The sequence below is a fragment of the Actinomadura sp. NPDC048394 genome, from assembly GCF_040651755.1.
GTDB classification, from domain to species: Bacteria; Actinomycetota; Actinomycetes; order Streptosporangiales; family Streptosporangiaceae; genus Spirillospora; species Spirillospora montaniterrae.
This window is the reverse complement of the sequence record NZ_JBEZJL010000028.1, coordinates 1-22,551: the sequence shown is the minus strand read 5'-3', so window position 1 is coordinate 22,551 and position 22,551 is coordinate 1. Positions and strand designations below refer to the sequence as shown.

General features: G+C 73.1%; 22 protein-coding genes and 2 tRNA genes. 17 read left to right on the top strand and 7 right to left on the bottom strand.

Annotated features, from left to right (window positions below; all coding sequences use genetic code 11):
• Positions 1-343: 343 nt before the first annotated feature.
• From rplU to AB0C78_RS21560, 6 genes are all read left to right on the top strand, one after another.
• Complete coding sequence (gene rplU / locus AB0C78_RS21585) at positions 344-658, top strand: 50S ribosomal protein L21 (protein WP_151544590.1); 315 nt, start codon at positions 344-346, stop codon at positions 656-658.
• 14 nt (positions 659-672) lie between these two features.
• Complete coding sequence (gene rpmA, locus AB0C78_RS21580) at positions 673-930, top strand: 50S ribosomal protein L27 (RefSeq protein WP_151544591.1); 258 nt, start codon at positions 673-675, stop codon at positions 928-930.
• Between the two features lie 121 nt (positions 931-1,051).
• Positions 1,052-2,449, top strand: coding sequence for a GTPase ObgE (gene obgE / locus AB0C78_RS21575; protein ID WP_360750541.1), 1,398 nt, complete (start codon positions 1,052-1,054; stop codon positions 2,447-2,449).
• Positions 2,450-2,479: 30 nt separating this feature from the next.
• Entirely contained in the window at positions 2,480-3,592 is a 1,113-nt protein-coding gene (proB, locus tag AB0C78_RS21570; protein WP_360750539.1) for a glutamate 5-kinase, read from the top strand.
• A gap of 10 nt (positions 3,593-3,602) precedes the next feature.
• The gene (locus AB0C78_RS21565) at positions 3,603-4,859 is read left to right on the top strand and encodes a glutamate-5-semialdehyde dehydrogenase (protein WP_360750537.1); all 1,257 of its coding nucleotides are present in this window, start codon (positions 3,603-3,605) and stop codon (positions 4,857-4,859) included.
• Positions 4,860-4,941: 82 nt separating this feature from the next.
• Entirely contained in the window at positions 4,942-6,702 is a 1,761-nt protein-coding gene (locus AB0C78_RS21560) for a TIGR03767 family metallophosphoesterase (RefSeq protein WP_360750535.1), read from the top strand.
• Between the two features lie 208 nt (positions 6,703-6,910).
• Here the strand turns inward: AB0C78_RS21560 and AB0C78_RS21555 are convergent, their stop codons facing one another.
• Complete coding sequence (locus tag AB0C78_RS21555) at positions 6,911-7,930, bottom strand: M48 family metallopeptidase (RefSeq protein ID WP_151544596.1); 1,020 nt, start codon at positions 7,928-7,930, stop codon at positions 6,911-6,913.
• 89 nt (positions 7,931-8,019) lie between these two features.
• On the opposite strand from AB0C78_RS21555, the gene AB0C78_RS21550 reads away from it, so the two are divergent.
• The 8 genes from AB0C78_RS21550 to AB0C78_RS21515 all read left to right on the top strand — a co-directional run bounded on the left by AB0C78_RS21550 (position 8,020) and on the right by AB0C78_RS21515 (position 12,711).
• The gene (locus AB0C78_RS21550) at positions 8,020-9,306 is read left to right on the top strand and encodes a phenylacetate--CoA ligase (protein WP_360750533.1); all 1,287 of its coding nucleotides are present in this window, start codon (positions 8,020-8,022) and stop codon (positions 9,304-9,306) included.
• A 55-nt stretch (positions 9,307-9,361) separates the two neighbouring features.
• Positions 9,362-9,964: a nicotinate-nucleotide adenylyltransferase gene (nadD, locus tag AB0C78_RS21545; RefSeq protein ID WP_151544597.1), complete on the top strand. Its 603-nt coding sequence runs from the start codon at positions 9,362-9,364 to the stop codon at positions 9,962-9,964.
• 184 nt (positions 9,965-10,148) lie between these two features.
• Entirely contained in the window at positions 10,149-10,562 is a 414-nt protein-coding gene (gene rsfS / locus AB0C78_RS21540) for a ribosome silencing factor (protein ID WP_151544598.1), read from the top strand.
• Complete coding sequence (locus tag AB0C78_RS21535; RefSeq protein WP_151544599.1) at positions 10,555-11,217, top strand: histidine phosphatase family protein; 663 nt, start codon at positions 10,555-10,557, stop codon at positions 11,215-11,217. Before rsfS ends, AB0C78_RS21535 begins: the two co-directional genes overlap by 8 nt.
• Positions 11,218-11,297: 80 nt before the next feature.
• A tRNA-Ala gene (locus tag AB0C78_RS21530) sits at positions 11,298-11,370 on the top strand.
• A 267-nt stretch (positions 11,371-11,637) separates the two neighbouring features.
• The gene (locus tag AB0C78_RS21525) at positions 11,638-11,868 is read left to right on the top strand and encodes a hypothetical protein (RefSeq protein ID WP_360750530.1); all 231 of its coding nucleotides are present in this window, start codon (positions 11,638-11,640) and stop codon (positions 11,866-11,868) included.
• A gap of 237 nt (positions 11,869-12,105) precedes the next feature.
• Entirely contained in the window at positions 12,106-12,552 is a 447-nt protein-coding gene (locus tag AB0C78_RS21520; RefSeq protein WP_360750528.1) for a hypothetical protein, read from the top strand.
• 86 nt (positions 12,553-12,638) lie between these two features.
• A tRNA-Ala gene (locus AB0C78_RS21515) sits at positions 12,639-12,711 on the top strand.
• A gap of 35 nt (positions 12,712-12,746) precedes the next feature.
• Here AB0C78_RS21515 and AB0C78_RS21510 read toward each other — a convergent pair.
• Genes AB0C78_RS21510 through AB0C78_RS21495 form a run of 4 tightly spaced genes read right to left on the bottom strand, consistent with a single transcriptional unit; the run spans position 12,747 to position 15,033 of the window.
• Positions 12,747-13,853, bottom strand: coding sequence for a Vms1/Ankzf1 family peptidyl-tRNA hydrolase (locus AB0C78_RS21510; protein WP_360750526.1), 1,107 nt, complete (start codon positions 13,851-13,853; stop codon positions 12,747-12,749).
• Between the two features lie 57 nt (positions 13,854-13,910).
• On the bottom strand, positions 13,911-14,420 hold the full coding sequence (locus AB0C78_RS21505; protein ID WP_360750524.1) for a DUF1360 domain-containing protein: 510 nt from the start codon (positions 14,418-14,420) through the stop codon (positions 13,911-13,913).
• Positions 14,417-14,776 (bottom strand): VOC family protein, encoded by a 360-nt coding sequence (locus AB0C78_RS21500; protein ID WP_360750522.1) that lies wholly within the window; start codon positions 14,774-14,776, stop codon positions 14,417-14,419. The genes AB0C78_RS21505 and AB0C78_RS21500 overlap by 4 nt, the downstream gene beginning before the upstream one ends.
• Positions 14,776-15,033: a Rho termination factor gene (locus tag AB0C78_RS21495; RefSeq protein ID WP_360750520.1), complete on the bottom strand. Its 258-nt coding sequence runs from the start codon at positions 15,031-15,033 to the stop codon at positions 14,776-14,778. The genes AB0C78_RS21500 and AB0C78_RS21495 overlap by 1 nt, the downstream gene beginning before the upstream one ends.
• 93 nt (positions 15,034-15,126) lie before the next feature.
• Between AB0C78_RS21495 and AB0C78_RS21490 the strand changes: the two genes are divergently transcribed.
• The 3 genes from AB0C78_RS21490 (at position 15,127) to AB0C78_RS21480 (ending at position 20,105) form a co-directional block, all read left to right on the top strand.
• Complete coding sequence (locus AB0C78_RS21490; RefSeq protein WP_360750518.1) at positions 15,127-18,372, top strand: BTAD domain-containing putative transcriptional regulator; 3,246 nt, start codon at positions 15,127-15,129, stop codon at positions 18,370-18,372.
• 93 nt (positions 18,373-18,465) lie between these two features.
• Complete coding sequence (locus AB0C78_RS21485) at positions 18,466-19,884, top strand: amidase (RefSeq protein WP_360750516.1); 1,419 nt, start codon at positions 18,466-18,468, stop codon at positions 19,882-19,884.
• Entirely contained in the window at positions 19,881-20,105 is a 225-nt protein-coding gene (locus tag AB0C78_RS21480) for a hypothetical protein (RefSeq protein WP_360750514.1), read from the top strand. The genes AB0C78_RS21485 and AB0C78_RS21480 overlap by 4 nt, the downstream gene beginning before the upstream one ends.
• A 14-nt stretch (positions 20,106-20,119) precedes the next feature.
• Here the strand turns inward: AB0C78_RS21480 and AB0C78_RS21475 are convergent, their stop codons facing one another.
• Positions 20,120-20,938, bottom strand: a complete 819-nt coding sequence (locus tag AB0C78_RS21475; RefSeq protein WP_360750512.1) for an ABC transporter permease — start codon at positions 20,936-20,938, stop codon at positions 20,120-20,122.
• A complete protein-coding gene (locus AB0C78_RS21470; RefSeq protein ID WP_151544609.1) occupies positions 20,935-21,912 on the bottom strand; it encodes an ATP-binding cassette domain-containing protein in 978 nt (325 codons plus the stop codon). Before AB0C78_RS21470 ends, AB0C78_RS21475 begins: the two co-directional genes overlap by 4 nt.
• Between the last annotated feature and the right edge of the window lie 639 nt (positions 21,913-22,551).

The window sequence follows — 22,551 nt, the reverse complement described above, 5'->3', positions numbered from 1 at the left end:
CGCCCCCCCCCCCCCCCCCCGCGCCCCCGCCCCCCGCGCCCCCGCCGGGGGCCGCCCGCGGGCGGGGGCGCCCCCCCCCCACGACGCGGCGGGCGCGGGGGATGCAGTACACTTGGGGTTCGGCGCGCGTTGTGGCGCGTCCGGACCAGCACCGCGAGGCCCGTCCGGGGCTCGTCCGGTGCGCACCCCGCCGATCCGGCGGGGAACAGCAGAGAGCGCCGGGGTTCCGCCCTGGCGTGCCGCCTTCGGCCCGGTGCCGGAGGTAGGCCCTCATCCGGGGGCTGGTAGACCACGCGTGGGACCGGTTCAGTCCGGAAGCGCGCGCAGACGAGAGGTTTCCGCGGTGTACGCGATTGTCCGCGCAGGCGGCAGGCAGGAGAAGGTCGCCGTCGATGACGTGCTGACCGTCGACAAGCTGGCCGGCGAGGTCGGCTCGACCGTCACGTTCCCGGCGCTGCTGGTCGTGGACGGCGACAACGTCGTCAGCGGCTCGGCCGACCTGGCCCGCTACGAGGTGACCGCCGAGATCCTCGGCGCGGTCAAGGGCCCGAAGATCAACATCATGCACTACCGGAACAAGACCGGTTACAAGCGGCGGATGGGCCACCGCCAGCCGTACACCGAGGTCAAGATCACCGGCATCAACTCCGGGAAGTAAGGGAGAGCGGTCACATGGCACACAAGAAGGGCGCATCGTCCAGCCGTAACGGTCGCGACTCCAACGCCCAGCGCCTCGGCGTGAAGCGGTTCGGCGGCCAGGTCGTCAACGCCGGCGAGATCATCGTCCGGCAGCGCGGCACCCACTTCCACCCCGGCCCCGGCGTCGGGCGCGGCGGCGACGACACGCTGTTCGCGCTGGTCGCGGGCGCGGTGCAGTTCGGCCGGTACCGCGGCCGCAACGCCGTGAGCATCGTCCCGCCGGCGGAGTAGTCCGCCTGCATCAGACGTTCATCGAGGGGCGGACCGCTGAAGGTCCGCCCCTTTGCCCTGTTCATGGGCGTCCCGTCCGCGGGGCGCCCCGTCCGAGGGCCGACACCGAGGAGGATCCACCGTGGCCGCTGGAGCGGGTTCGGGCGCGCAGTTCGTCGACCGGGTGGTGCTGCACGTCGCCGCGGGCAGCGGCGGCAACGGCTGCGCGTCGATCCACCGGGAGAAGTTCAAGCCGCTCGGCGGCCCGGACGGGGCGAACGGCGGCCGCGGCGGCAGCGTCGTGCTGGTCGTGGACTCCAACGCGGCGAGCCTGCTGGAGTACCACCGGCGGCCGCACCGCAAGGCGTCGAACGGGCGTCCCGGGCAGGGCGGGCACCGGACCGGCGCGGACGGCGCCGACGTGGTGCTGCCCGTCCCGGACGGCACCGTCGTGAAGGAGGGCGACACGATCCTCGCGGACCTCGTCGGCGAGGGCACCCGGTTCGTCATCGCGCGCGGCGGCCAGGGCGGCCTCGGGAACGCGGCGCTCGCGACCGCCAAGCGGAAGGCGCCCGGGTTCGCGCTGCTCGGCGAGCCGGGCGAGGAGCGCGACGTGGTGCTGGAGCTGAAGAGCGTCGCGGACGTGGCGCTCGTCGGCTTCCCGAGCGCCGGGAAGTCGTCGCTGATCGCGGCGCTGTCGGCGGCCAAGCCGAAGATCGCCGACTACCCGTTCACCACGCTGGTCCCGAACCTCGGGGTGGTGAGCGCGGGGGACACCGCGTTCACCGTCGCGGACGTGCCGGGCCTGATCGAGGGCGCGAGCGAGGGCCGCGGCCTGGGCCTTGAGTTCCTCCGCCACATCGAGCGGTCCTCGACGCTCGCGCACGTGCTGGACTGCGCGACGCCGGAGCCGGGCCGCGACCCGGTCAGCGACTTCGAGGTCATCGAGCGCGAGCTGCAGGCCTACGACCGGGTCCTCGGCGACCGGCCGCTGTCGGACCGCCCCCGCATCGTCGTACTGAACAAGGTGGACGTGCCGGACGCCCGCGACCTCGCCGAGATGGTGCGGCCCGAGTTCGAGGCGCGCGGGTTCAAGGTGTTCGAGGTGTCGGCGGCGTCGCACGAAGGGCTGCGGGAGCTGTCGTTCGCGATGGCGGCGATGGTCGAGGAGCACCGGGCGTCGCTGCCGCCGGCGGAGCCGACCCGGATCGTGATCCGGCCGGAGCCGGTCGGCGGGGACGCCGACTTCGAGGTGAAGGACCTCGGCGACAACACCTACCTGATCACCGGCGCGAAGCCGGTGCGGTGGCTGCGGCAGACCGACTTCGCCAACGAGGAGGCCGTCGGCTACCTCGCGGACCGGCTGGCGCGGCTCGGCGTGGAGAACGCGCTGACCGAGGCGGGGGCGAGCGCCGGCGCGACCGTGCTGATCGGCACCCCGGACGACTCGATCGTGTTCGACTGGGAGCCGGAGATCGCCGCCGGCGAGGCGACGGCGGGCCCGCGCGGCACCGACCGCCGCCTGGACGGCTACCGCTAGGTTCGCACCCCCCCGGAGGAGAGAGGCTCGATGAGCGAGCGCGAGGCGATCGCGAAGGCCCGCCGGATCGTGGTGAAGGCGGGCTCGTCGTCGCTGACCACCCCGCAGGGCACGATCGACGCGAACCGCATCGACGCGCTGGTGGACGTGCTCGCCGCGCGCCGCGCCGCGGGCGCCGAGATCGTGTTCGTGTCGTCCGGCGCGATCGCGGCGGGCCTCGGCCCGCTCGGGCTGACCCGGCGGCCGCGGGACCTCGCGACGCAGCAGGCGGCGGCGAGCGTCGGGCAGGGCCTGCTGTTCGCCCGCTACACCTCCTCGTTCGCCCGGTACGGGGTGACGGTCGGGCAGGTGCTGCTGACCGCGGACGACATGATCCGCCGGTCGCACCACCGCAACGCGCAGCGCACCCTGGAGCAGCTGATCACGCTCGGGATCCTGCCGATCGTGAACGAGAACGACACGGTCGCGACCGACGAGATCCGGTTCGGCGACAACGACCGGCTCGCCGCGCTGGTCGCGCACCTGACCCGCGCGGACGCGGTCGTGCTGCTGTCCGACGTCGACGCGCTGTACACCGGCGACCCGCGGCGTCCGGGCGTCCGCCGCATCGCCGACGTGCACGGCCCGGCCGATCTCGCGGACGTCGAGCTCGGCGGGTCCGGCCGGGTCGGCACCGGCGGGATGGTCACCAAGGTCGAGGCGGCGCGGATCGCGGGCGTCCCGGTGGTTCTGACGAACGCGGCGTCGGCGGCGCATGCGCTGGCCGGCGACGAGGTCGGCACGCTGTTCCACCCGGCGGACGCCCGCCGGATGTCCACGCGCGACCTGTGGCTCGCGCACGCCACCACCGGCCAGGGCCGCGTCACGCTGGACGCGGGCGCCGTCGACGCGGTGGTGCGGCGCCGCAAGTCGCTGCTGCCCGCCGGCGTGACGGGCGTCGAGGGCGACTTCGCGGCGGGCGACCCCGTCGACCTGTGCGACCCCGGCGGCCGGGTCGTGGCGCGCGGCCTGGTGCACTACGACGCGTCCGAGATCCCCGAGCTGATGGGGCGCTCGACCCGCTGGCTGGCGCGCGAGCTGGGCGCCGAGTACGAGCGCGAGATCATCCACCGCGACCACCTGGTGGTCCTGACCGAGCAGTGAGGAGTTCGCGATGAGCGAGCGCGAGCAGTTCCTGATGGTGGCGCGGCGCGCCCGGGAGGCGGCGGCGGGGCTGGCGCCGCTGCCGCGGGCGGCGAAGGACGCGGCGCTGCACGCGATCGCGGACGCGCTGGTCGCCGCGGCCCCCGAGATCGTCAAGGCGAACGCGGCGGACGTCGCGCGGGCCCGCGAGAACGGCACGTCCGAGTACATGATCGACCGGCTGAGCCTGGACGAGGGCCGCATCGCGCGGATCGCCGACGCGGTGCGCAAGGTCGCGGTGCTGCCCGACCCGGTGGGGGAGTCGGTGCGCGGGAGCGTGCTGCCGAACGGGCTGGAGCTGCGGCAGGTCCGGGTGCCGCTCGGCGTCGTCGGGATCATCTACGAGGGCCGCCCGAATGTGACGGTGGACGCCGCCGCGCTCTGCCTGAAGAGCGGGAACGTGGCGATGCTGCGCGGCTCGTCGTCGGCGCACGACTCCAACACCGTGCTGGTGCAGGTGATGCAGGCGGCGCTCGCGAGCACGGAGGTGCCGGCGGACGCGGTGCAGCTCGTCCCGGGCACGTCCCGCGAGTCGGTGAAGCACCTCATGCGCGCGCGCGGGCTGGTCGACGTGCTGATCCCGCGCGGCGGCGCCTCGCTCATCAACTCGGTGGTGGAGGAGTCGACCGTCCCCGTCATCGAGACGGGCGTCGGGAACTGCGCCGTGTACGTGGACGCCGCCGCCGACGTGGACATGGCGGTCGACATCCTGTTGAACGCCAAGACGCAACGCCCGTCGGTGTGCAACGCCGCGGAGACGTTCCTGGTGCACGCCGACATCGCCGACGCGTTCGTCCCGCGCGCGCTTGAAGCACTCAAGAACGCGGGTGTCACCGTGCACGGCGACGAGCGGATCCGCTCGTACGGCGACGGCGTGGTGGAGGCGACCGAGGACGACTGGTACGCCGAGTACCTGTCGCTGGACATTGCGGCCCGTGTCGTCGACTCCCTCGAGGACGCCGTCACCCACATCCGCACGTACGGCTCCGGGCACACCGAGGCGATCGTGACCACGTCGCAGCCCGCCGCGAAGCGGTTCGTCGCGCTGGTCGACTCGGCCGCCGTCATGGTGAACGCCTCGACGCGGTTCACCGACGGCGAGGAGTTCGGGTTCGGCGCGGAGATCGGCATCTCGACGCAGAAGCTGCACGCGCGCGGCCCGATGGGGCTGCCGGAGCTGACGTCCACCAAGTACGTCGTCACGGGCGAGGGGCACCTGCGCGGCTGAACCGCCCTCGGGACGCGGCCCGGCGGAATTGTGACACTGTGACCCTTGATGTCACGTTGCTCGCCATGGTCTGATGCGGCATGTGACTCCTGAGATCAGCCGCCGCCGCGTCCTGAAGGGCGCCGCCCTCGGCGCGGGGATCGCCACCACCGGACTCGCCGCGTTCCCCGCCCGCCCCGCCGCCGCGGCGGCCGCGGCCCCGCTGCGCGGCCCCGCCGCCGGCACCACCCTCGACCGGACGTACCTGCTCGGCGCGGCGGGCGCCGGCGGCTACCGGCCCGTCACCACCGGGCCCGGCGAACCGCACCTGCTCCGCCGCGACCTCGGCGGCACCGCCTCCCCGAAGCGCGCCGCGACCCGGCGCGGCGTCCTGGCGTTCGGGCAGCTCACCGACGTGCACATCATCGACGCGCAGTCCCCGGCGCGCGTCGAGTTCGCCGACCGGCTCAAGGACGCCGTCGGGATGCTGCCCGTCGAGGGCGCCTACCGGCCGCAGGAGATCCTCACCACCCAGGTCGCCGAGGCGATGGTCCGCGCGATCAACAGGGTCGGGCGCGGGCCCGCCACCGGACTCGGCCTGTCGTTCACCATCAACACCGGCGACGCCGCCGACAACGTCCAGTACAACGAGCTCCGCTGGATCATCGACCTGCTCGACGGCGGCCGGATCCGCCCCGACTCCGGCGACCCGAACCGCTACGAGGGCGTCATGGACACCGCGTCCTACGACCGCGCCTTCTGGCACCCCGACGGCCCGCCGCCCGGCGCGCAGCCCGACATCCCCATGGCGAAGTACGGGTTCCCGCACGTCAAGGGCCTGATCGACGCCGCGCGCCGGCCCTTCCAGGCGACCGGCCTGACCATGCCGTGGCTCGCCGCGTTCGGCAACCACGACGGCCTCGTCCAGGGCAACCTCCCCGTCAACCCGCTCGTCTCCGGACTCGCCACCGGCGGCATCAAGATCGGCGCACCGGCGGACGACGCGCAGGCGCAGCGCCTCGCCCGCATGATGCAGAAGGCCGACGCCGCCGAACTCGTCCGGCTCAGCCGCGAGCAGGGCGGCGCGGGCGGCCTGTTCCGCCAGGTCACCCCCGACCCGGACCGGCGGATGCTGTCGCGCGCCGACGTCGTCGCCGAGCACTTCCGCACCTCCGCGTCGCTGCGCGGCCACGGCTTCACCCAGGCCAACCTCCGGGACGGCACCGCCTACTACGCCTTCGACCGCGGCATCGTCCGCGGGCTCGTCCTCGACACCGTCAACCCGAACGGCTACTCCGAGGGCTCGCTCGACAAGGCCCAGTTCGCGTGGCTCGAAGCGCAGCTCAGGGCGGGCAGCAGCCGCTCCTTCGCCGCCGACGGCTCCGCCGTGCACCGCACCGTCAAGGACCGGCTGTTCGTCCTGTTCAGCCACCACCCCATCGCCTCGCTGACGAACCCGCTCGGCGGCGGCCGCGTCCTCGGCGACGACGTGGAGGCGCTGCTGCTCCGCTACCCGAACGTCGTCCTGTGGGTGAACGGGCACACGCACCGCAACCAGGTCATCCCGCATGCCCGCAAGTCCGGCGGCGGGTTCTGGGAGGTCAACACCGCCGCGCACATCGACTTCCCGCAGCAGAGCCGCATCGTCGAGCTCGCCGACAACCGCGACGGCACCCTGTCGGTCTTCGCGACGATCCTCGACTCCGCCGGCCCCGCCTCCTACGGCGGGCGGCTCGCCGACCCGGTCCACCTCGCGTCGCTGTCACGCGAGCTGGCGGGCAACGACTGGCAGGAGCGCGCCGAGCACCGCCGCGGCGAACCCACCGACCGCAACGTCGAACTCCTCCTCCCCGCCCCGTTCTGAGCCGATCGGACGCCCCCGGCCGACACGCGAACGCGTTGACTGAGCGGGGAGGCGACGCCGGAGGCGAGCCTCCCCGCGGAGATCGCGAAGCGATGCCGCGTTCGCCCAGGACCGGTCACGGCACGAGCCGCCAGGCGAGTGCCGTGGGCCGGGACTGCACAAGAAGGGCCGCCGTGTCCGTGTCACGGCGGCCCTGGTCTTTTCCGGGTCAGGATCCGTTGCGGCGGTTGATGCGGTCGAACAGGCCGCCCGCGGCGCTCGCCGCGGCGTCCGCCATGTCGCGGACCTTCCCGACGAACGGGTCGGCGGTCCGCTCCCACGAGTCCCGGTACGACTTCGCCGCGTTCTTGATCTCGTCGCTGACCGAGGCGCTGCCGTCGTCGTCGCGGCGCGGGTAGTCGCCGGCGAGGATCCGCTCGTACTCGCCGCTGCGCGCCCACCGGTCGATCTCCGCGAACCGGATGACGGCGAAGGGGTGCGACTGCCCGAGCAGGTTCAGGAACTTCAGCAGCCCGTCCCGCACGTCGCCGGCCGCGTCGTACTCGCGGGCCTGCTGCAGGAACGCCTCGCTGCTCATCTCGTGCAGCCGCGTCCCGCCGGCCAGCTTCATGTTGACCCGCTTCGCCGCGTCGAGGTCCTGCCCGGCCAGCAGCCCCGCCCGGTCCGACGACAGCTCCGCCTTCCGGAACCACTCGCGCAGCCCGATGATGATCGCCGCGATGCCGATGTTGCCGAGCGGCAGCCACGCCAGCCGCGACCCGAGCTGCAGCAGGATCTGCATCATCGTCTGGTACACCGCGTGCCCGGACAGGATGTGCCCGACCTCGTGCCCGATGACGAACCGCAGCTCCTCGTCGTCGAGCAGGTCGAGCAGCCCGGTGTTCACCACGATGAACGGGTGGTCGGAGCCCAGCGCCATCGCGTTCGGCGTCGGGTCCTGCCGGACGTAGACCTCCGGGACCTCCGGCATGTCCAGGATGTAGCAGGCGTCGCGCACCATGTCGTTCAGGTGGTGGAACTGGTCGTCCCCGACGCGGACCGTCCCGCCGAGGAACATCAGCCGCAGCGACCGCTCGTTGACCAGCCCCGACAGCTTGCGCAGGACGACGTCGAACCCGGACAGCGAGCGCAGCGCGACGAGCGCCGAACGGTCCGCCGGGTGTTCGTAGGCCCGGGAACTGATCCCGGGAAAGCGCGTCCGTGCCCGATCCGGTGTGTTCTCCGTCATGTCTGGCATGGTAGTTCCGACGAACCACTTTGCCGGAGGGTTCCCCGGTGCGGGGCCCGCGTCCGGCTGTGGCCTGCCCGGGAGGCGCGATGTTCGATCCCAGAGCCGAGGCGATGTCGACCGACGAGCGGGCCGCGCTGCAGCGGCACCGGCTCTGGGGGCTGGTCGACCGGCTCGTCGCGGCCGGCGGCGTGCAGGGACGCCGGCTCAAGGAGGCCGGCGTCGTCGGCGGCGCGGACGTGACGCTCGCCGACCTGCGGCGCCTTCCGTTCACCACCAAGCAGGACCTGTGGGACGGCTACCCGTTCGGGATGCTCAGCGTGCCGCGCGACCAGGTCGCCGCCGTGCACGGCTCCAGCGGGACGCGCGGACGGCCGACCCTCGTCGCCTACACCAAGGCCGACCTCGACCTGTGGGCGGCGATGTGCGCGCGGTCGCTGGCGTGCGCGGGCGCGGCGCCGGGCAGCATCGTGCACAACGCCTACGGGTACGGGCTGTTCACCGGCGGCATCGGCATCCACCAGGGCGCCGTCGCGCTCGGCGCGACCGTCGTGCCGATGTCGGGCGGGATGACGGACCGGCAGGTCCGCATGCTCGCCGACCTCCGCCCCGACATCCTGACCTGCACTCCCGCGTACGCGCTCCGGCTCGGCGAGGCCGTCGCCGAGGCCGGGGTGGAGCTGCCCGCGCTGAAGGCCGGGCTGTTCGGCGCCGAACCGTGGTCGGCGGAGCTGCGCGCCGCGATCGAGGCGGTCCTGCCCATCAAGGCGATGGACATCTACGGGCTCTCGGAGGTCATCGGGCCCGGCGTCGCCACCGAATGCCTCCAGCAGGACGGCCTGCACGTCAACGAGGACCACTTCATCGTCGAGGCCGTCGACCCGTCCACCGGCGAGCCCGTCGAGGACGGCGCGCCCGGCGAGCTCGTCTTCACCACCCCGACGAAGCAGGCCCTGCCGCTGCTGCGCTACCGCACCGGCGACATCGCCTCTCTCACCCGCGGAGAATGCCCCTGCGGGCGGACGCTCGTCCGGATGAGCAAGGTCGTCGGGCGCGCCGACGACATGATCGTGGTGCGGGGCGTCAACGTGTACCCCAGCGAGGTGGAGCGGGTGCTGCTCGGGTCCGGGCTCGTCCGGCCCCACTACCAGCTCGTCGTGGACCGCCGCAGCCCCGCCGTCCGGCTCCTCGTCGCCTGCGAGGCGGTCTCCGGCGACCCGCGCGAGCGCCTCGTCCACGACCTGCACGAGGCGCTCGGCCTGACCGCCGACGTCGTCGTCCTGCCCGACGGGACGGTCCCCCGGGTCGAGGTCGGCAAGGCCGTCCGCGTCGTGTCCTGGGACAACGGCCGGCCGCCGCTGCCCGGCCTGAGCTGAGCTTCCGCCGGGGCGGACGTTCCGGGCGTCGCCCCGGCTGGTTATTCTCGTCGCCATGACGCAAAAGCGGCGGTTGGGGATCATGGGCGGCACGTTCGACCCGATCCACCACGGCCACCTGGTGGCCGCCAGCGAGGTCGCCCACTTCTACTCCCTCGACGAGGTCGTGTTCGTCCCCACCGGCCTGTCCTCCCACAAGGAGGGCCGCAAGGTCGCCGCCGCCGAGGACCGCTACCTCATGGCCGTGATCGCCACCGCGTCCAACCCGGCGTTCTCGGTCAGCCGCGTCGACATCGACCGGCCCGGCCCCACCTACACCGTCGACACCCTCCGCGACATGCGGCAGATCCACGGCCCCGACGCCGAACTGTTCTTCATCACCGGCGCCGACGCCCTGGAGAAGATGCTCACCTGGCACGACACCGACGAGCTGTTCGAACTCGCCCACTTCGTCGGCGTCACCCGCCCCGGGCACCGCCTCGCCGACCCCGGCCTGCCCGACGGCCGGGTCTCGCTCATGGAGGTCCCCGCGCTGTCGATCTCCTCCACCGAGTGCCGCGAGCGCGTCCACTCCGGCGAGCCGATCTGGTACCTGGTGCCCGACGGGATCGTCCAGTACATCAACAAGCGCGACCTGTACCGCTCCGACGCCGCCTAGAGCGCCCCGGCGGCATCGCTGACCTGGATCTTCACCCGGACGATCAGCCCGGAGCGCCGCATACCCTGGAACAGGGGGCTGGACGCCCGTACCAGCCCGGACACCGACGAACAGGGACGCCGGCCGCCACCCATGAGAAGGTGTTAGCCGAGACGACCCCTACAGGGAGGATCGCGAGCGCATCGTGACCGCATCCGACAGGGCGGCGCAGCTCGTCCGGATCGCCGCCGAGGCGGCGGGCGACAAGCTGGCCGACGACATTCTTGCCTACGACGTGAGCGAGCAGCTCGTCATCACCGACGCGTTCGTGCTCTGCTCGGCGCCCAACGACCGCCAGGTCCGCGCCATCGTCGACGAGGTCGAAAAGCGCCTCCGCGAGGAGGCCGACGCCAAGCCCATCCGGCGCGAGGGCGAGCGCGAGGGCCGCTGGGTCCTCCTCGACTACTCCGACGTCATCGTGCACATCCAGCACGAGGAGGACCGGCTCTTCTACGCCCTCGAACGGCTCTGGAAGGACTGCCCCCTCATCGCGCTGCCCGAGAGCGTCAACGCCCACATGAAGCAGCGCGCCCGCGCCGTCGGGAGCGCGAGTGAGTGACACCCGTCCCACCCGCGAACCCGGCAAGCGCACCCTCCTGCTGTGGCGGCACGGCCAGACGGCGTGGAACGTCGAACGCCGCTTCCAGGGCAAGACCGACATCCCCCTGGACGACACCGGCGTGGCCCAGGCCCACCGTGCCGCCCGGCTCCTCGCCGGGCTCCGCCCCACCGCCCTGCTCGCCTCACCGCTGCGCAGGGCCGCCGACACCGCCCAGGCCCTCGCCGACATCACCGGACTCCCCGTCCAGTACGACAAGGACCTGATCGAGCGCGACGGCGGCGCCTGGGAGGGCCTCACCGCCCGCGAGATCCGCGAACGCTACCCCGAGGAGCACGCCGCCTGGCAGCCGCCCGGCGGCGAGACCAGCGCCCAGGTCGCCAAGCGCGTCGGCGCCGCCCTCGAACGCGCCCTCGACGACCTGCCGCCCACCGGGCGGCTCGTCGTCGCGTCCCACGGCGCCGCGCTCCGCCTCGGCATGTCCCACCTCCTCGGCCTCCCCGAAGAGACCTGGGAGCGCCTCGGCGGCCTCTCCAACTGCTGCTGGTCCGTCATCACCGAGATGCGCGACGGCGGCTGGCGCCTCGCCGAGCACAACGCCGGCACCCTCCCGGAGCCCGTCCTCGGCGACGACCGCACCGACAACGGAGCCTGACGCCCAAACGATTCGAGACCCACCCCCGGTGTCCTATACACTGGCGGAGCGCTGCGGGATGAACGTCCACGCAGACGCGCGGGGCTATGGCGCAGTTGGTAGCGCGCCTCCATGGCATGGAGGAGGTCTGGGGTTCGAATCCCCATAGCTCCACGAGTCGGGCTCTGGTGCTCATCGCCCTTCGGGCGATTTCGCCAGGGCCCGCAGTGTTTTTCGGGGGGACGACCCCCCGAGCCCCCCGATGTGGGGGCTTCGCCCCCACGCCCCCGGCGCGCGCTGCGCGCGCTTTTTGGGGCTTCGCCCCTTGCCCCCCCCGGCGCTTCGCGCCTACTGGTGGTCCGCAGGGGCTGGGTAAAGATCAAACGGACATAGTGGGACGAATGTTCTGGGTGGTCCGGCGGGGATGGTTTCATTCGGGGTATGGGCAGACACCGCAGGGGAGCGAAACGCGAGGTCACCGTGGCCGACCTCATCGACGAGCTGCGCCGGTTCGATCCGCGGCTGGAGGTCCGGCTCGCGGTGCAGCCGCGGATGCCGCAGGAGCACGCCGTCGGCGCCGTCACGGAGGCCGACGGGATGGTGTGGATCGGCGAGGGCGGCCGGCGCGGATACGCCCCCGACGAGGTCGGCGACCGGCTCGGGTGGACCTGACATGCCGGAGTGCGGGCCGTTCGCGGTGATCTACCCAGGTTGAGCGGGATGCGGGCGCCGTGGGGGGTTGCCTTGGAAATGAGGCACTGCGCGGCTACCTCGGCGATGCCGACGGCGCCCTGACCGCAAAGCCTTGGCCATGACGGCGGCTACCTTTCGCCGGGCCGCGCTTCGCCGCATCGATCACGCGGGAACACGCCACGTAGTGGTGATGTGATCGAGATGAGGGTTGTACCTATGCGAAGCCGGATCTCCGGAAGAGGGCTGCTGCCCGCCACGCTGGCGGCGGCCTCGGTCGTGGCCGTCGCGGCCCCCGCGTCGGCGCTGGAGGCGCCGCCGCCCGGCCCTGCGACCAGCACGACGACCACCTCGACACCCGACAACAACGAGGACTGCGCCAAGGCCGTCCGCGTGCTCTCGGTGCTGAAGCTGCTCCCGAACACCCCGGACCTCGGCAAGGTCCTGTGCTCGGCGAGCACCGCCGAGAAGGCGCCGGCGCAGACGCCGGCGAAGGCGGCGCCGGCGAACGCGACCGACAGCGCCCAGCGGCCCGCCGCCGAGTCCCCGCAGAAGACCCAGGAGTACAACCTCCTCGGCCTGCCGATCGAGTGGCCGAAAAGCCTCACCGTCCACGTCCCGACGCTCAACGACCACTGGTACGTCTTCAAGTCGAACAACCAGTGACGCCCACCGCGGGCCACGGAGGACGCCCTCCGTGGCCCGCGGCGTCCGAAGTGCTCCCAACGTGCACTAAGCTTTTCTCCGAGCAAGGGGCTATGGCGCAGTTGGTAGCGCGCCTCCATGGCATGGAGGAGGTCTGGGGTTCGAATCCCCATAGCTCCACGCGAAGTGAGGAGCGGGTTCGCCCGCTCCTTTTCTCATACCTGGGCGGCGTAGCGCAGGACGGCGCCGACGTGCAGGTTCGCGTTGGGGCCGTCGGCCGGGAGGACGACCAGGTCGCCGTCGGTGGCGGTGAGCGCCCGGACGAGGGCGGCGTCGGCGCGCTCCGGGGTGGGGTCGGCGACGCCGAACTCGGTGCGCAGCTCGTCGGGGTCGGCGGCCACCTGGCTCGGGTCGGGGCCGATCCACAGCCGGGCCGGGGAGTCGGGGTCGTCGTCGAGGATGAGCGTCTCCACCTGCCCCTGCCGGACGGCCTGGACGGTCGCGGGGAGCCCCGCGACGGCGCGCTGGCCGTTGGCGAGCTCGCGGTCGAACCGCTCGGCGACCGCCATGACCCGCTCGGTCGTCTTCAGTTTCAGGACGCGGTCCAGCTCGGCGCGGAGGTCGGGGTCCCCGGCGCCGGTGTTCTTGTCGACCTCGACGGTGCGCTCCAGGACGGGCTCGGAGATCTCGTCCAGGACGGCGGTGCGGGCGCGGGTGTCGCCGGCGATCAGCACGGCCTCGGCGCCGCAGCGGTCCGCGACCCGGTCGATCTTGTGCGCGACCTTCTTCGCGTTGGCCTTCCAGACGTTCTCCGAGGAGCGCTGGAAGCGCGACTGGTTCCAGTCGCCGGCCTTGGTCTTGCGGATCGGGTAGTCCTCGTCGCCCTCGACCTCGATGTGCTCGCGGCGGCCGTCGGCGTGGACGCAGTCGATGGTGCCGCCGCGCCGGTCCACGATCGCGGTCAGGTGGGGGAACTGGTCACCGCGGTCGGCGAGGTAGGGCACGACGTGGGGGAGCGGGGCGACGCACGCGTGGGCGGACCGTGGCGCGCCGGGGAGCCGGTCGGTGTGCAGCACCTCGCCGTCGGCGGCGAAGACCACCAGGCCTTCGGAACGGCGCTCCGCCATCTCCTCGTCGATGGTCCGCTCGACGGCGCGGAGCGTGGCCTTGGGGGCGTGCTGGGCCTCCAGTTCCGCGCGCAGCGCCCGCCACCGCAGCTCGGCGGCCTTGGACGCGTCCTCGGTCGTCCGGGTGAGGTCGGCGTACACCGACACGTAGGGGCCCGGGCGTTGGTACAGCGTCTTGAGGAATGACAGCTCCATAGGGTGGCCGTACCCGATTCCACTGGGGCAAACGTCAAGAATGTGGCGATTGTGGAGTCAGTCCTCGGCGGACTGCTGGAGCCGGGCGTAGGCGAGCTGGAGCCAGTCGGAGCCCGCCACCGCGGTCATCGTGGCGCCGGCGAGGCGGGTGGCGTCCGGGGCGAAGACCAGCCCCGCCGCGTACGCCGTCGCGACCCACTGCCCGGTGCAGAACGGGCAGGTGATCAGCTCCCCGACGGCGTGCCGGACGCCGTGCCCGCGGGCCTCCTCGGCGAGCTCGGCGGGACCGGACGTCCCGGAGTAGCGGGTGAACGGGGCGCGCAGCGGGCTCGTCACCGGGTCCTTGGCGATCAGCCGGGACAGCTTGTGCGTGGTGATCGTCATCAGCGCGAGGTCGGCGAGGCCGATGGCGGGCGCGGTGCCGCGCCGCCTCCAGGCCAGCAGCGCCATCGCGGCGGTGGTCACGCCGTAGACGGCGAGGGTGCCGAGGTAGGAGCCGAGCGGCCGGTCGGCGTCCCCGGCGTACTGGTCCTTCTGCTTGCGCGCCGTGTCGACGACGGTGCTCATGCCTGTTCCTTTCCGGGCGGGACGATCACGCAGAACTCGTTGCCCTCGGGGTCGGCGCAGACCGTGGTCGGCCACCCGTCGTCGACGAACGGCCCGCGCACGACGGTGGCGCCGAGCGCCGTCACGCGGGCGAGCTCGGCGTCCATGTCGGCGACCCGCAGGTCCGGGTGCATGCGGTTCTTGGCGACCTTCGGCTCGGGGACGCGCTGCAGCAGCAACCGGGGGTTCTTCCCGCGGGGGTCGGTGAGGCCGACGTACGGGGGGTCGTAGCCGCCGCGCTCGTAGCCGAGCGCGGCGGCCCAGAAGTCCGCGAGCGCGTCGGGGTCCGCGCAGTCCAGCACGAAGACCAGTTCCATCAGTGGTCGCGCAGCGCCTTCACGAGCTGCGACTTGTTCATCGACGAGCGGCCCTCGATACCGATCTCGCGGGCGCGCTTCATGAGGTCGTCCTTGGTCCAGTCGTCGTACGAGGGGTTCTTGCCGCCCTTGCGGCCGACCTTCCTGCTTCCCTGCCCCGCGGACGCGTTGGCGATCCGTGCCGCCTTCTCCTTGCTCTCGCCCTTGTCGCGGAGCTTCTGGTACTTCTTCTCGTCCTTGATCTGTGCTCTGGGCATAGATGGTGACTACCCGGTATGCGCCGTCCACACATGGACGGCGGGTGGGATGGGTCTCCTCATCGGGGACAATGGCACCCGGAAAGGGGACATGTGCGCATCGGCATCCTGGGGCCGCTGTCCGTGCGGGACGAGGCCGCGCGACCCGTCGAGGTCAGCGGCCCGCGGCTGCGCGCGCTGCTGGTCCGGCTGGCGGCCGAGGCGGGACGTCCCGTGTCGGCCGAGCGCCTGCTGGACGACCTGTGGGACGGCGCGCCGCCCGCGGGCGGCGGCAACGCGCTGCAGGCGCTGGTGTCGCGGCTGCGGGGCGTCGCGGGACGCGACCTGGTCGAGCACGGCCCCGGCGGCTACCGGCTGGGCATCGACCCCGGCGAGGTCGACGCGGTCGCGTTCGAGCGCGCCGTCGCGGCCGCGCGGAAGGAGAGCGACCCGGAGCGCCGGGCGGACGGCCTGCGCCGCGCGCTGGACCTGTGGCGCGGTCCCGCGCTGGCCGACGTCGCCGGTGCCGACTACGCGTACGGGACGATCGGGCGGCTGGACGAGCTGCGTCTCGCCGCCGTCGAGGACTGGGCGGACGCGGAGGTCGCCGCGGGGCGGCCCGTCCCTCCGGTCGCGGAGCTGGAGCCGCTGGCCGCCGCGCATCCGCTGCGCGAGCGGCTGCGCGGGCAGCTCATGCGGGCCCTGTACGCGGCGGGACGGCAGGCCGACGCCCTGGAGGTGTTCGAGGAGACGCGGCGCGCGCTCGCCGACCGGCTCGGCGTCGACCCGTCCCCGGAGCTCGCCGCCGTCCACCTGTCGATCCTGCGCCGCGAACCCGCCGCCCCGGAGCCGGTCGCGGTCCCGGCTCCGGCTCCGGTCCCGGCTCCGGCCGAGCCGCCGCGGACGAACCTTCCGGCGCAGCTCACCAGCTTCGTCGGGCGGGAGGAGGAGTCGCGGCGGATCGGCAAGCTGCTGCGCGAGTCCCGGCTCGTCACCCTGACCGGGCCGGGCGGCGCGGGCAAGACGCGGCTCGCCGGCGAGACCGCCGCCGGGCTGCTGGACGCCATGCCGGACGGCGTCTGGTTCGTCGCGCTCGCCCCGGTCAGCGATTCCGGCGACCTGCTGCAGGCCCTGATCGCCGCGCTCCGCGTGCCCGAGACCGTCCGGGAGACCCGCGGCGTCCCGCATCCCCGCGAGCGGCTCACCGACTTCCTGACCGCGAAGCGGATGCTGATCATCCTCGACAACTGCGAGCACCTCGTCGACGCGGTCGCGGAACTGACCGGCCACATCCTCGCCCACGCACCCGGCGTGCGGATCCTCGCGACGAGCCGCGAGCCGCTCGGCATCACCGGCGAGTCGCTGTGCCCCGTCCCGTCGCTGCCGCTGCCGCCCGAGGACGCCGACCTCGAACCGGCGGACGCGCTCGGGTACGCCGCGATCCGGCTGTTCGCCGACCGGGCCGCGGCGGTGCGGCCCGGCTTCGCCGTCGACGCGGCGACGGCCGCCGACGTCGTGGCGATCTGCCGGGCGCTCGACGGCATCCCGCTGGCGATCGAACTCGCCGCCGCCCGGCTCCGCTCCCTCACCCCGCGGCAGGTCGCCGACCGGCTCGGCGACCGGTTCCGGCTGCTCACCGCGGGCAGCCGCACCGCGCTGCCCCGGCACCGCACGCTGCGCGCCGTCGTCGACTGGAGCTGGGACCTGCTGGACGGCGCGGAGCGCGCCGTGCTGCGCCGGCTGTCGGTGTTCGCGGGCGGCGCCAACCCCGAGAGCGCCGTCCGGGTGTGCGGGCTGGACGCCCCGGACGCCCCGCATCCCGACGACGTCATCGACACGATCGCCGCGCTCATCGACAAGTCGCTGGTGATGGCGGACGGTGACGCCGACGTCCGCTACCGGCTGCTGGAGACCGTCCGCGTCTACGCGGCGGAGAGGCTCGAGGAGGCGGGCGAGGCCGACCGCGTCCGTTCCGAGCACGCCGCGTACTGCGTCGACCTCGCCGAACGCGCCGAGCCCGAGCTGCGCCGCGCCGACCAGCTGTACTGGACGGCGCGGCTGTCCGCCGAGCGCGACAACTGCAGCGCCGCGTTCCGCCACCTGACCGCCGTCCGCGACGTGCCGATGGCGCTGCGCCTCGTCGCGGGCCTGGTGTGGTTCTGGATGATGCGCGACATGGAGGTGGAGGCCGGCGGGTGGGCGCGGTCCGTCCGCGACATCGCCGGCGACGCCGCGCCGCCCGGGATGGAGGAGGAGTACGCCCTCTGCGTCATCTCCGCCGACCTCATCACCGAGATGGCCTCCATGGAGGGGACGACGAGGGAGTCGCTCCGCGCGGTGCTGGAGCACGTGATCCGGTTCGTGCCGGAGTCGCCGCGCCACCCCGGCCTCGCCATGGTGGCGCCGGCGAGCAGCATCTTCTCCGGCGACATGGAGGACACCCGGCGGCGGCTGCAGGCCGCGGAGGAGCACCCCGACCCGTGGGTGCACGCCATCGTCAACGTGGTCCTCGGGCACATCGCGCTGAACACCGGCGAGATCGACCGGGCCTCCGTCGAGGCGGCCGCGGGCTGCGACGCGTTCCGCGAACTCGGCGACCGCTGGGGACTGATCATCGGGCTCGGCGGCATGATGCAGGTGGCGGTGGCTCGGGGGGAGTACACCGACGCGATCCGGTACGGCGAGGAGGCCCTCGGCTACGCCCGCGAGGGCCTCAGCCCCGAGGCGGGCGCCGGGATCCTCACCGGGCTCGCGCGCGTGCGCGCGGTGCTGGGCGACGTCGAGCAGGCCCGCCGCGACCTGGAGACCTCCGCGGCGATGCTGGAGCGCGTCGGCGAGTTCGCGGACGCCGCGTCCGCCCTGCTCGCGCAGTGCGAGCTGGCGCTGCGGGAAGGCGACATCGGCAGCGCCCGGGCCTACGCCACCCGCGCCTACGACTGGGTCGAACCGCGCCGGCACCGGCCCGACTTCACCCGCGAGGCGCGCCTCACCTACTGCCGGCTCGGCTGCCTCGCCGAGGAGGAGGGCGACCTCGACGGCGCCACCGCATGGCACGCCCGCGCCTGGGACGACCTCCCCGACGACTGGATCACCGGCAACCCGATGCTGGCGTCGCTGCTGGAAGGGCTCGCGGCGCTCGCCGCGGCGCGCGGCCACCACGTCCGGGCCGCGGAGCTGCTCGGCACCGCGCGCGGCCTGCTCGGCTTCCGGAACGAGGCCTCGCACGAGGTCCGCCGCGTCGAATCCGCGGTCAGACGCGAGATCGGCGAGGCCGCGTTCGACGAGGCCTACGCGCGCGGCCGCGGCGTCACCCGCGACGACGTCTTCGCGGAGGTCACCGTCCTCGTCGAGACGGTCTGACCGGCGCCGATCCTTCCGCTGACCGGCGCCGGACCTTCCGCTGACCGGGACCGCGGCGGCGCGGTGTGACCCACGCCGCATAGCGTCCCGCCCGTGCCGACACCGCTGACCCTGACCGAGGCCGCCGCGGCGCTGCGCGCCGGCGCCGTGACGAGCGTCCGCCTCACCGAGGACGCCCTCGCCGCCGCCGACCGGCTCGACGGCGTCCTCGGCGCCTACCTCACCCGCTTCGACGAGTACGCGCTGGCCCGCGCCGAGCAGGCGGACCGGGAGCTCGCCGCCGGGACCGACCGCGGACCGCTGCACGGCATCCCGTTCGGCGTCAAGGACGTCATCGCGATGGCCGAAGGCCCCACCACGGCGCAGAGCACCGTCCTCGACCCGCGGTGGGGCGCCGGACGCGACGCGACCGCCGTCGCCCGGCTGAAGGCGGCCGGGGCGGTGATCACCGGGAAGCTCAGCACCATGGAGTTCGCGTGCGGGATGCCCGACCCGTCCGGGCCGTTCCCGGTCCCGCGGAACCCGTGGGACACCGCCGCCTGGCCCGGCGGCTCCAGCTCCGGCACCGCGAGCGGCGTCGCCACCGGCATGTTCCTCGCCGGGCTCGGCACCGACACCGCCGGCAGCATCCGCATCCCGGCCGGGTTCTGCGGCGTCACTGGGCTGATGCCCACGTTCGGGCGGGTGCCGAAGTACGGCGTCGTCCCGCTCGGCTACAGCCTCGACCACGTCGGCCCGCTCGCCCGCAGCGCCCGCGACTGCGCGGCCGTCCTCGCCGCCATCGCCGGACCCGACCCCGCCGACCCCGACGCAGTGGACGTCCCGTACACCGCGCCCGAGTTCGACGGGACGCTCGATGGTGTGCGGGTCGGTGTCGTCCGCGAGAATCACTTCCCCGACGACGCCGACCCCGCCCTGGCGCCCGCGTTCGACGAAGCACTCCGCGTCCTCGCCGGGCTCGGCGCGACGCTCGTCGAGGTGTCGCTGCCGTACTGGGCCGAGACGATCACCGCGAACTACGTCACGATGAGCGCTGAGGCCCTTGCCTACCACCGCGCCGACCTCGCCGCCCGCTGGGACGACTACGTACCGTCCACCCGCCTCGCGCTCGCCCGCGGCGCTCTCGCCACCGGCGCCGACTACGTCCAGGCGCAGCGCATCCGCCGCGTCGCGCAGCAGGCGCTCGCCCGCCTCTTCGACGACGTCGACCTCATCGCCGCCCCGACGCTCGGCATCGGCGCCCCGCGCTACGACGACATCACCGACGCCGCCGGGAACATCAACGTGGACGCCGCGTCCCGCTTCTTCTTCACCCCGTACTGGGACGCCGTCGGCAACCCCGTCCTCGCCGCGCCCATGGGCGCCACTGCCGCAGGGCTGCCGCTGTCCCTCCAGCTCGCCGGACCCGCGTTCGGGGAGGCCGGCATCCTGCGCGCCGCCGACGCCTACCAGGGCGTCACCGACTGGCACCTCCGCGTCCCCGCCCTCGCCGCACAAGGAGACGACCGATGACCGAGACCGTCCCGACCGGACCCGGCACCAACGACGCACCCGCCGATGTGGCCGCCATGCTGGCGCGGTCCGGCCTGCCCGCCGGGCCGTACGAGCTCGCCTACCTCGCCGCCGAATACCCCTACCTCAAGGCCGGCATCGACATGCTCTACGCCGTGGACGCGGCGAAGGACGCCGACCCGGCACTCCGCTTCCGGGCCGGCGTCCCCGCCGCGCGCTGACGTCGCCACCGCGCTCAGGCGCGGCGCGAGTACATCCGCATGGCCAGCGGGAACGTGACGACGACGATCCCCGCCGCCCACGCCAGCGTGTACCAGACGTGGTTGCCGACCGGCCCGCCCACGGTCAGGGCGCGCACCGAGTCCGCCAGATGCGTGACCGGATTCACCTTCGTCCACGCCTCCAGCCAGCCCGGCATCGTCGAGGTGTTCGGCACCAGGACGCTGCTGCCGAACGTCAGCGGCATCACCCAGATGAACGCCAGGCCCTGCACCGTGTCCGGTGACGGCGCCACCAGCCCGACCAGCACCGAGATCCAGCACACCGCCAGGTAGAACACGTACGCCAGCGCGAACGCGCCCAGCACCGACAGCGGATCGGTGTGGAAGCGGAACCCCAGGATCGACCCGAAGCCCACCAGCACCACCATCACGGTCAGGAACCGCACCGTGTCCCCGAGCACCGACCCGATCAGCGGCGCCGACCGGGCGATCGGCAGGCTACGGAACCGGTCGAACACCCCCTTGTGGATGTCCTCGTTCAGCGCAGTCCCCAGCCCCATCGTGGCGAACATCGCCATCTGCGCCACCAACCCGGGAAGCAGCTGCTGCAGGTAGGCGTGGGTGTTACCGGCGAGCGCCCCGCCGAACACGTACAGGAACAGCAGCAGGAACACGATCGGCATCAGCGTCGTGTCCAGCAGCTTCTCCGGCGAATGCTTCAACTGTGCGACGTTGCGCCACGCCAGCGTCAACCCGTGCCGCAGCGTCCGGCTCGGGCTGATCCGCGCGGGCGGCTCGGACGAGACGGGCGCGTCGACGGTCATCGTGGTCATGCCAGGCTCCCTTCGGAGATCAGGTCGGCGGGCCGCTCCTCGGCGAGGTGCCCGGTCAGTGTGAGGAAGACCTCGTCGAGGCTCGGCAGCCGCAGCGACAGCTCCGCCGCCACGATCGACGCCTCGTCCAGCCGGCGGACCAGCGCGGGCAGCAGCTTCGGGTCCTGCACCGGCGCCGTGACCAGGCCCGTCGCGTCCTGCACCTCCGGCCGCTCCCCGGTGAGCTCCGCCACGATCGCGGTGAGCTGCGCCGTCCGGAACGTCTCGGTCGCCCGGACCGCGAGCGTCTGCCGCCCGATCCGCGACTTCAGGTCGTCCGACGTCCCCTCCGCGATCACCCGGCCGTGCTCGAAGACCACGATCCGGTCGGCGAGCGCGTCCGCCTCGTCCAGCTGCTGCGTCGTCAGCAGGACGGTCGCGCCGTCGGCGACCACCTCGCGGACGGTGTCCCACACCTCGTTGCGGGCCCGCGGGTCCAGCCCCGTCGTCGGCTCGTCCAGGAAGATGACCTCGGGACGGTTGATCAGGCTCGCCGCCAGATCCAGCCTGCGGCGCATGCCGCCCGAGTACGTCTTCACCGCGCGCGCCCCCGCGTCGGTGAGCCGGAACCGGGCCAGCAGCTCGCGTGCCCGCGCCTTCGCGTCGGCCCGGCCGAAGTCCAGCAGCCGCGCGATCATCACCAGGTTCTCGGTGCCGGTCAGCTCCTCGTCCACCGACGCGTACTGCCCGGTCAGCCCGATCATCGCGCGGACCCGCGCCGCGTCCTTGACCACGTCGTATCCGGCGACCGAGGCGCGGCCCTCGTCCGGCTTGAGCAGCGTCGCGAGGATCCGCACGGCGGTCGTCTTACCGGCCCCGTTCGGGCCGAGCACGCCGAGCACCGTGCCGCGCTTCGCCGCGACGTCCACTCCGTCCAGGGCGTGCGTCTCCCCGAACCTCTTGCGCAGGCCCTCGGCCTGGATCACATAGTCCATCGGTCGGCCTCTCTCAGTCCCTCGTGTTCGACATCACCGAGCGTCCTGGAGGGCCCTGATACGGCGCGCACATCGCGCCTCAGGCGCTGACGCCCGGCTGACGCCGCACTGACGCCGACCGCCTCGCGCCTGCGTGACCTGGGGGTTTCCGATGGACGGCCGGAGCGTGTCCGAGCGGTGGCCGCGCCGATTTGACGGACCGTGCGCGCCTGCCTAATGTTCTTCCTGCCCCAAGGGGATGCGGGACGCCGGCAGGCGGACGGCCCCAGGGGAAGCCACCCGGGAAAAACGGTTCGAAGCCCGCTTCGGAGCGAGGTACCCTGGAGTGGACAGCCCGAGAGGGGATGCAGGACGCCGCAAGGTGGCCGGCCCCGGGGACTCTTCCGCAAGATCAGACACAGGCGATCTTCGTCGCCTGCGATGGCACGCGGGAGGCGGGCGACGAACCTGAAGATCGATTCGGAAGAGTCGGTTGACAGGAGCGAAAGTTCCGGTAAGTTAGAAGGGTTGCCCCGGAGCGGGGCTCGCGAGAGCGGGTCTGGCGCGGTGGGTGTCCGTTTCTTGAGAACTCAACAGCGTGTTAAAAGCCAGTGCCTTTATCGACTCGGCCGGTTTCGGTCGGGTCGCCCCGTGGCCATC

Excerpts from the sequence above, each read along its gene's own strand:
- rpmA (WP_151544591.1), top strand. The coding sequence starts at position 673 with ATGGCACACAAGAAGGGCGCATCGTCCAGCCGTAACGGTCGCGACTCC.
- proB (WP_360750539.1), top strand. The coding sequence starts at position 2,480 with ATGAGCGAGCGCGAGGCGATCGCGAAGGCCCGCCGGATCGTGGTGAAG.
- AB0C78_RS21565 (WP_360750537.1), top strand. The coding sequence starts at position 3,603 with ATGAGCGAGCGCGAGCAGTTCCTGATGGTGGCGCGGCGCGCCCGGGAG.
- AB0C78_RS21555 (WP_151544596.1), bottom strand. The coding sequence starts at position 7,930 with ATGACGGAGAACACACCGGATCGGGCACGGACGCGCTTTCCCGGGATC.
- AB0C78_RS21550 (WP_360750533.1), top strand. The coding sequence starts at position 8,020 with ATGTTCGATCCCAGAGCCGAGGCGATGTCGACCGACGAGCGGGCCGCG.
- nadD (WP_151544597.1), top strand. The coding sequence starts at position 9,362 with ATGACGCAAAAGCGGCGGTTGGGGATCATGGGCGGCACGTTCGACCCG.
- AB0C78_RS21525 (WP_360750530.1), top strand. The coding sequence starts at position 11,638 with ATGGGCAGACACCGCAGGGGAGCGAAACGCGAGGTCACCGTGGCCGAC.
- AB0C78_RS21520 (WP_360750528.1), top strand. The coding sequence starts at position 12,106 with ATGCGAAGCCGGATCTCCGGAAGAGGGCTGCTGCCCGCCACGCTGGCG.
- AB0C78_RS21510 (WP_360750526.1), bottom strand. The coding sequence starts at position 13,853 with ATGGAGCTGTCATTCCTCAAGACGCTGTACCAACGCCCGGGCCCCTAC.
- AB0C78_RS21505 (WP_360750524.1), bottom strand. The coding sequence starts at position 14,420 with ATGAGCACCGTCGTCGACACGGCGCGCAAGCAGAAGGACCAGTACGCC.
- AB0C78_RS21500 (WP_360750522.1), bottom strand. The coding sequence starts at position 14,776 with ATGGAACTGGTCTTCGTGCTGGACTGCGCGGACCCCGACGCGCTCGCG.
- AB0C78_RS21495 (WP_360750520.1), bottom strand. The coding sequence starts at position 15,033 with ATGCCCAGAGCACAGATCAAGGACGAGAAGAAGTACCAGAAGCTCCGC.
- AB0C78_RS21480 (WP_360750514.1), top strand. The coding sequence starts at position 19,881 with ATGACCGAGACCGTCCCGACCGGACCCGGCACCAACGACGCACCCGCC.
- AB0C78_RS21475 (WP_360750512.1), bottom strand. The coding sequence starts at position 20,938 with ATGACCACGATGACCGTCGACGCGCCCGTCTCGTCCGAGCCGCCCGCG.
- AB0C78_RS21470 (WP_151544609.1), bottom strand. The coding sequence starts at position 21,912 with ATGGACTATGTGATCCAGGCCGAGGGCCTGCGCAAGAGGTTCGGGGAG.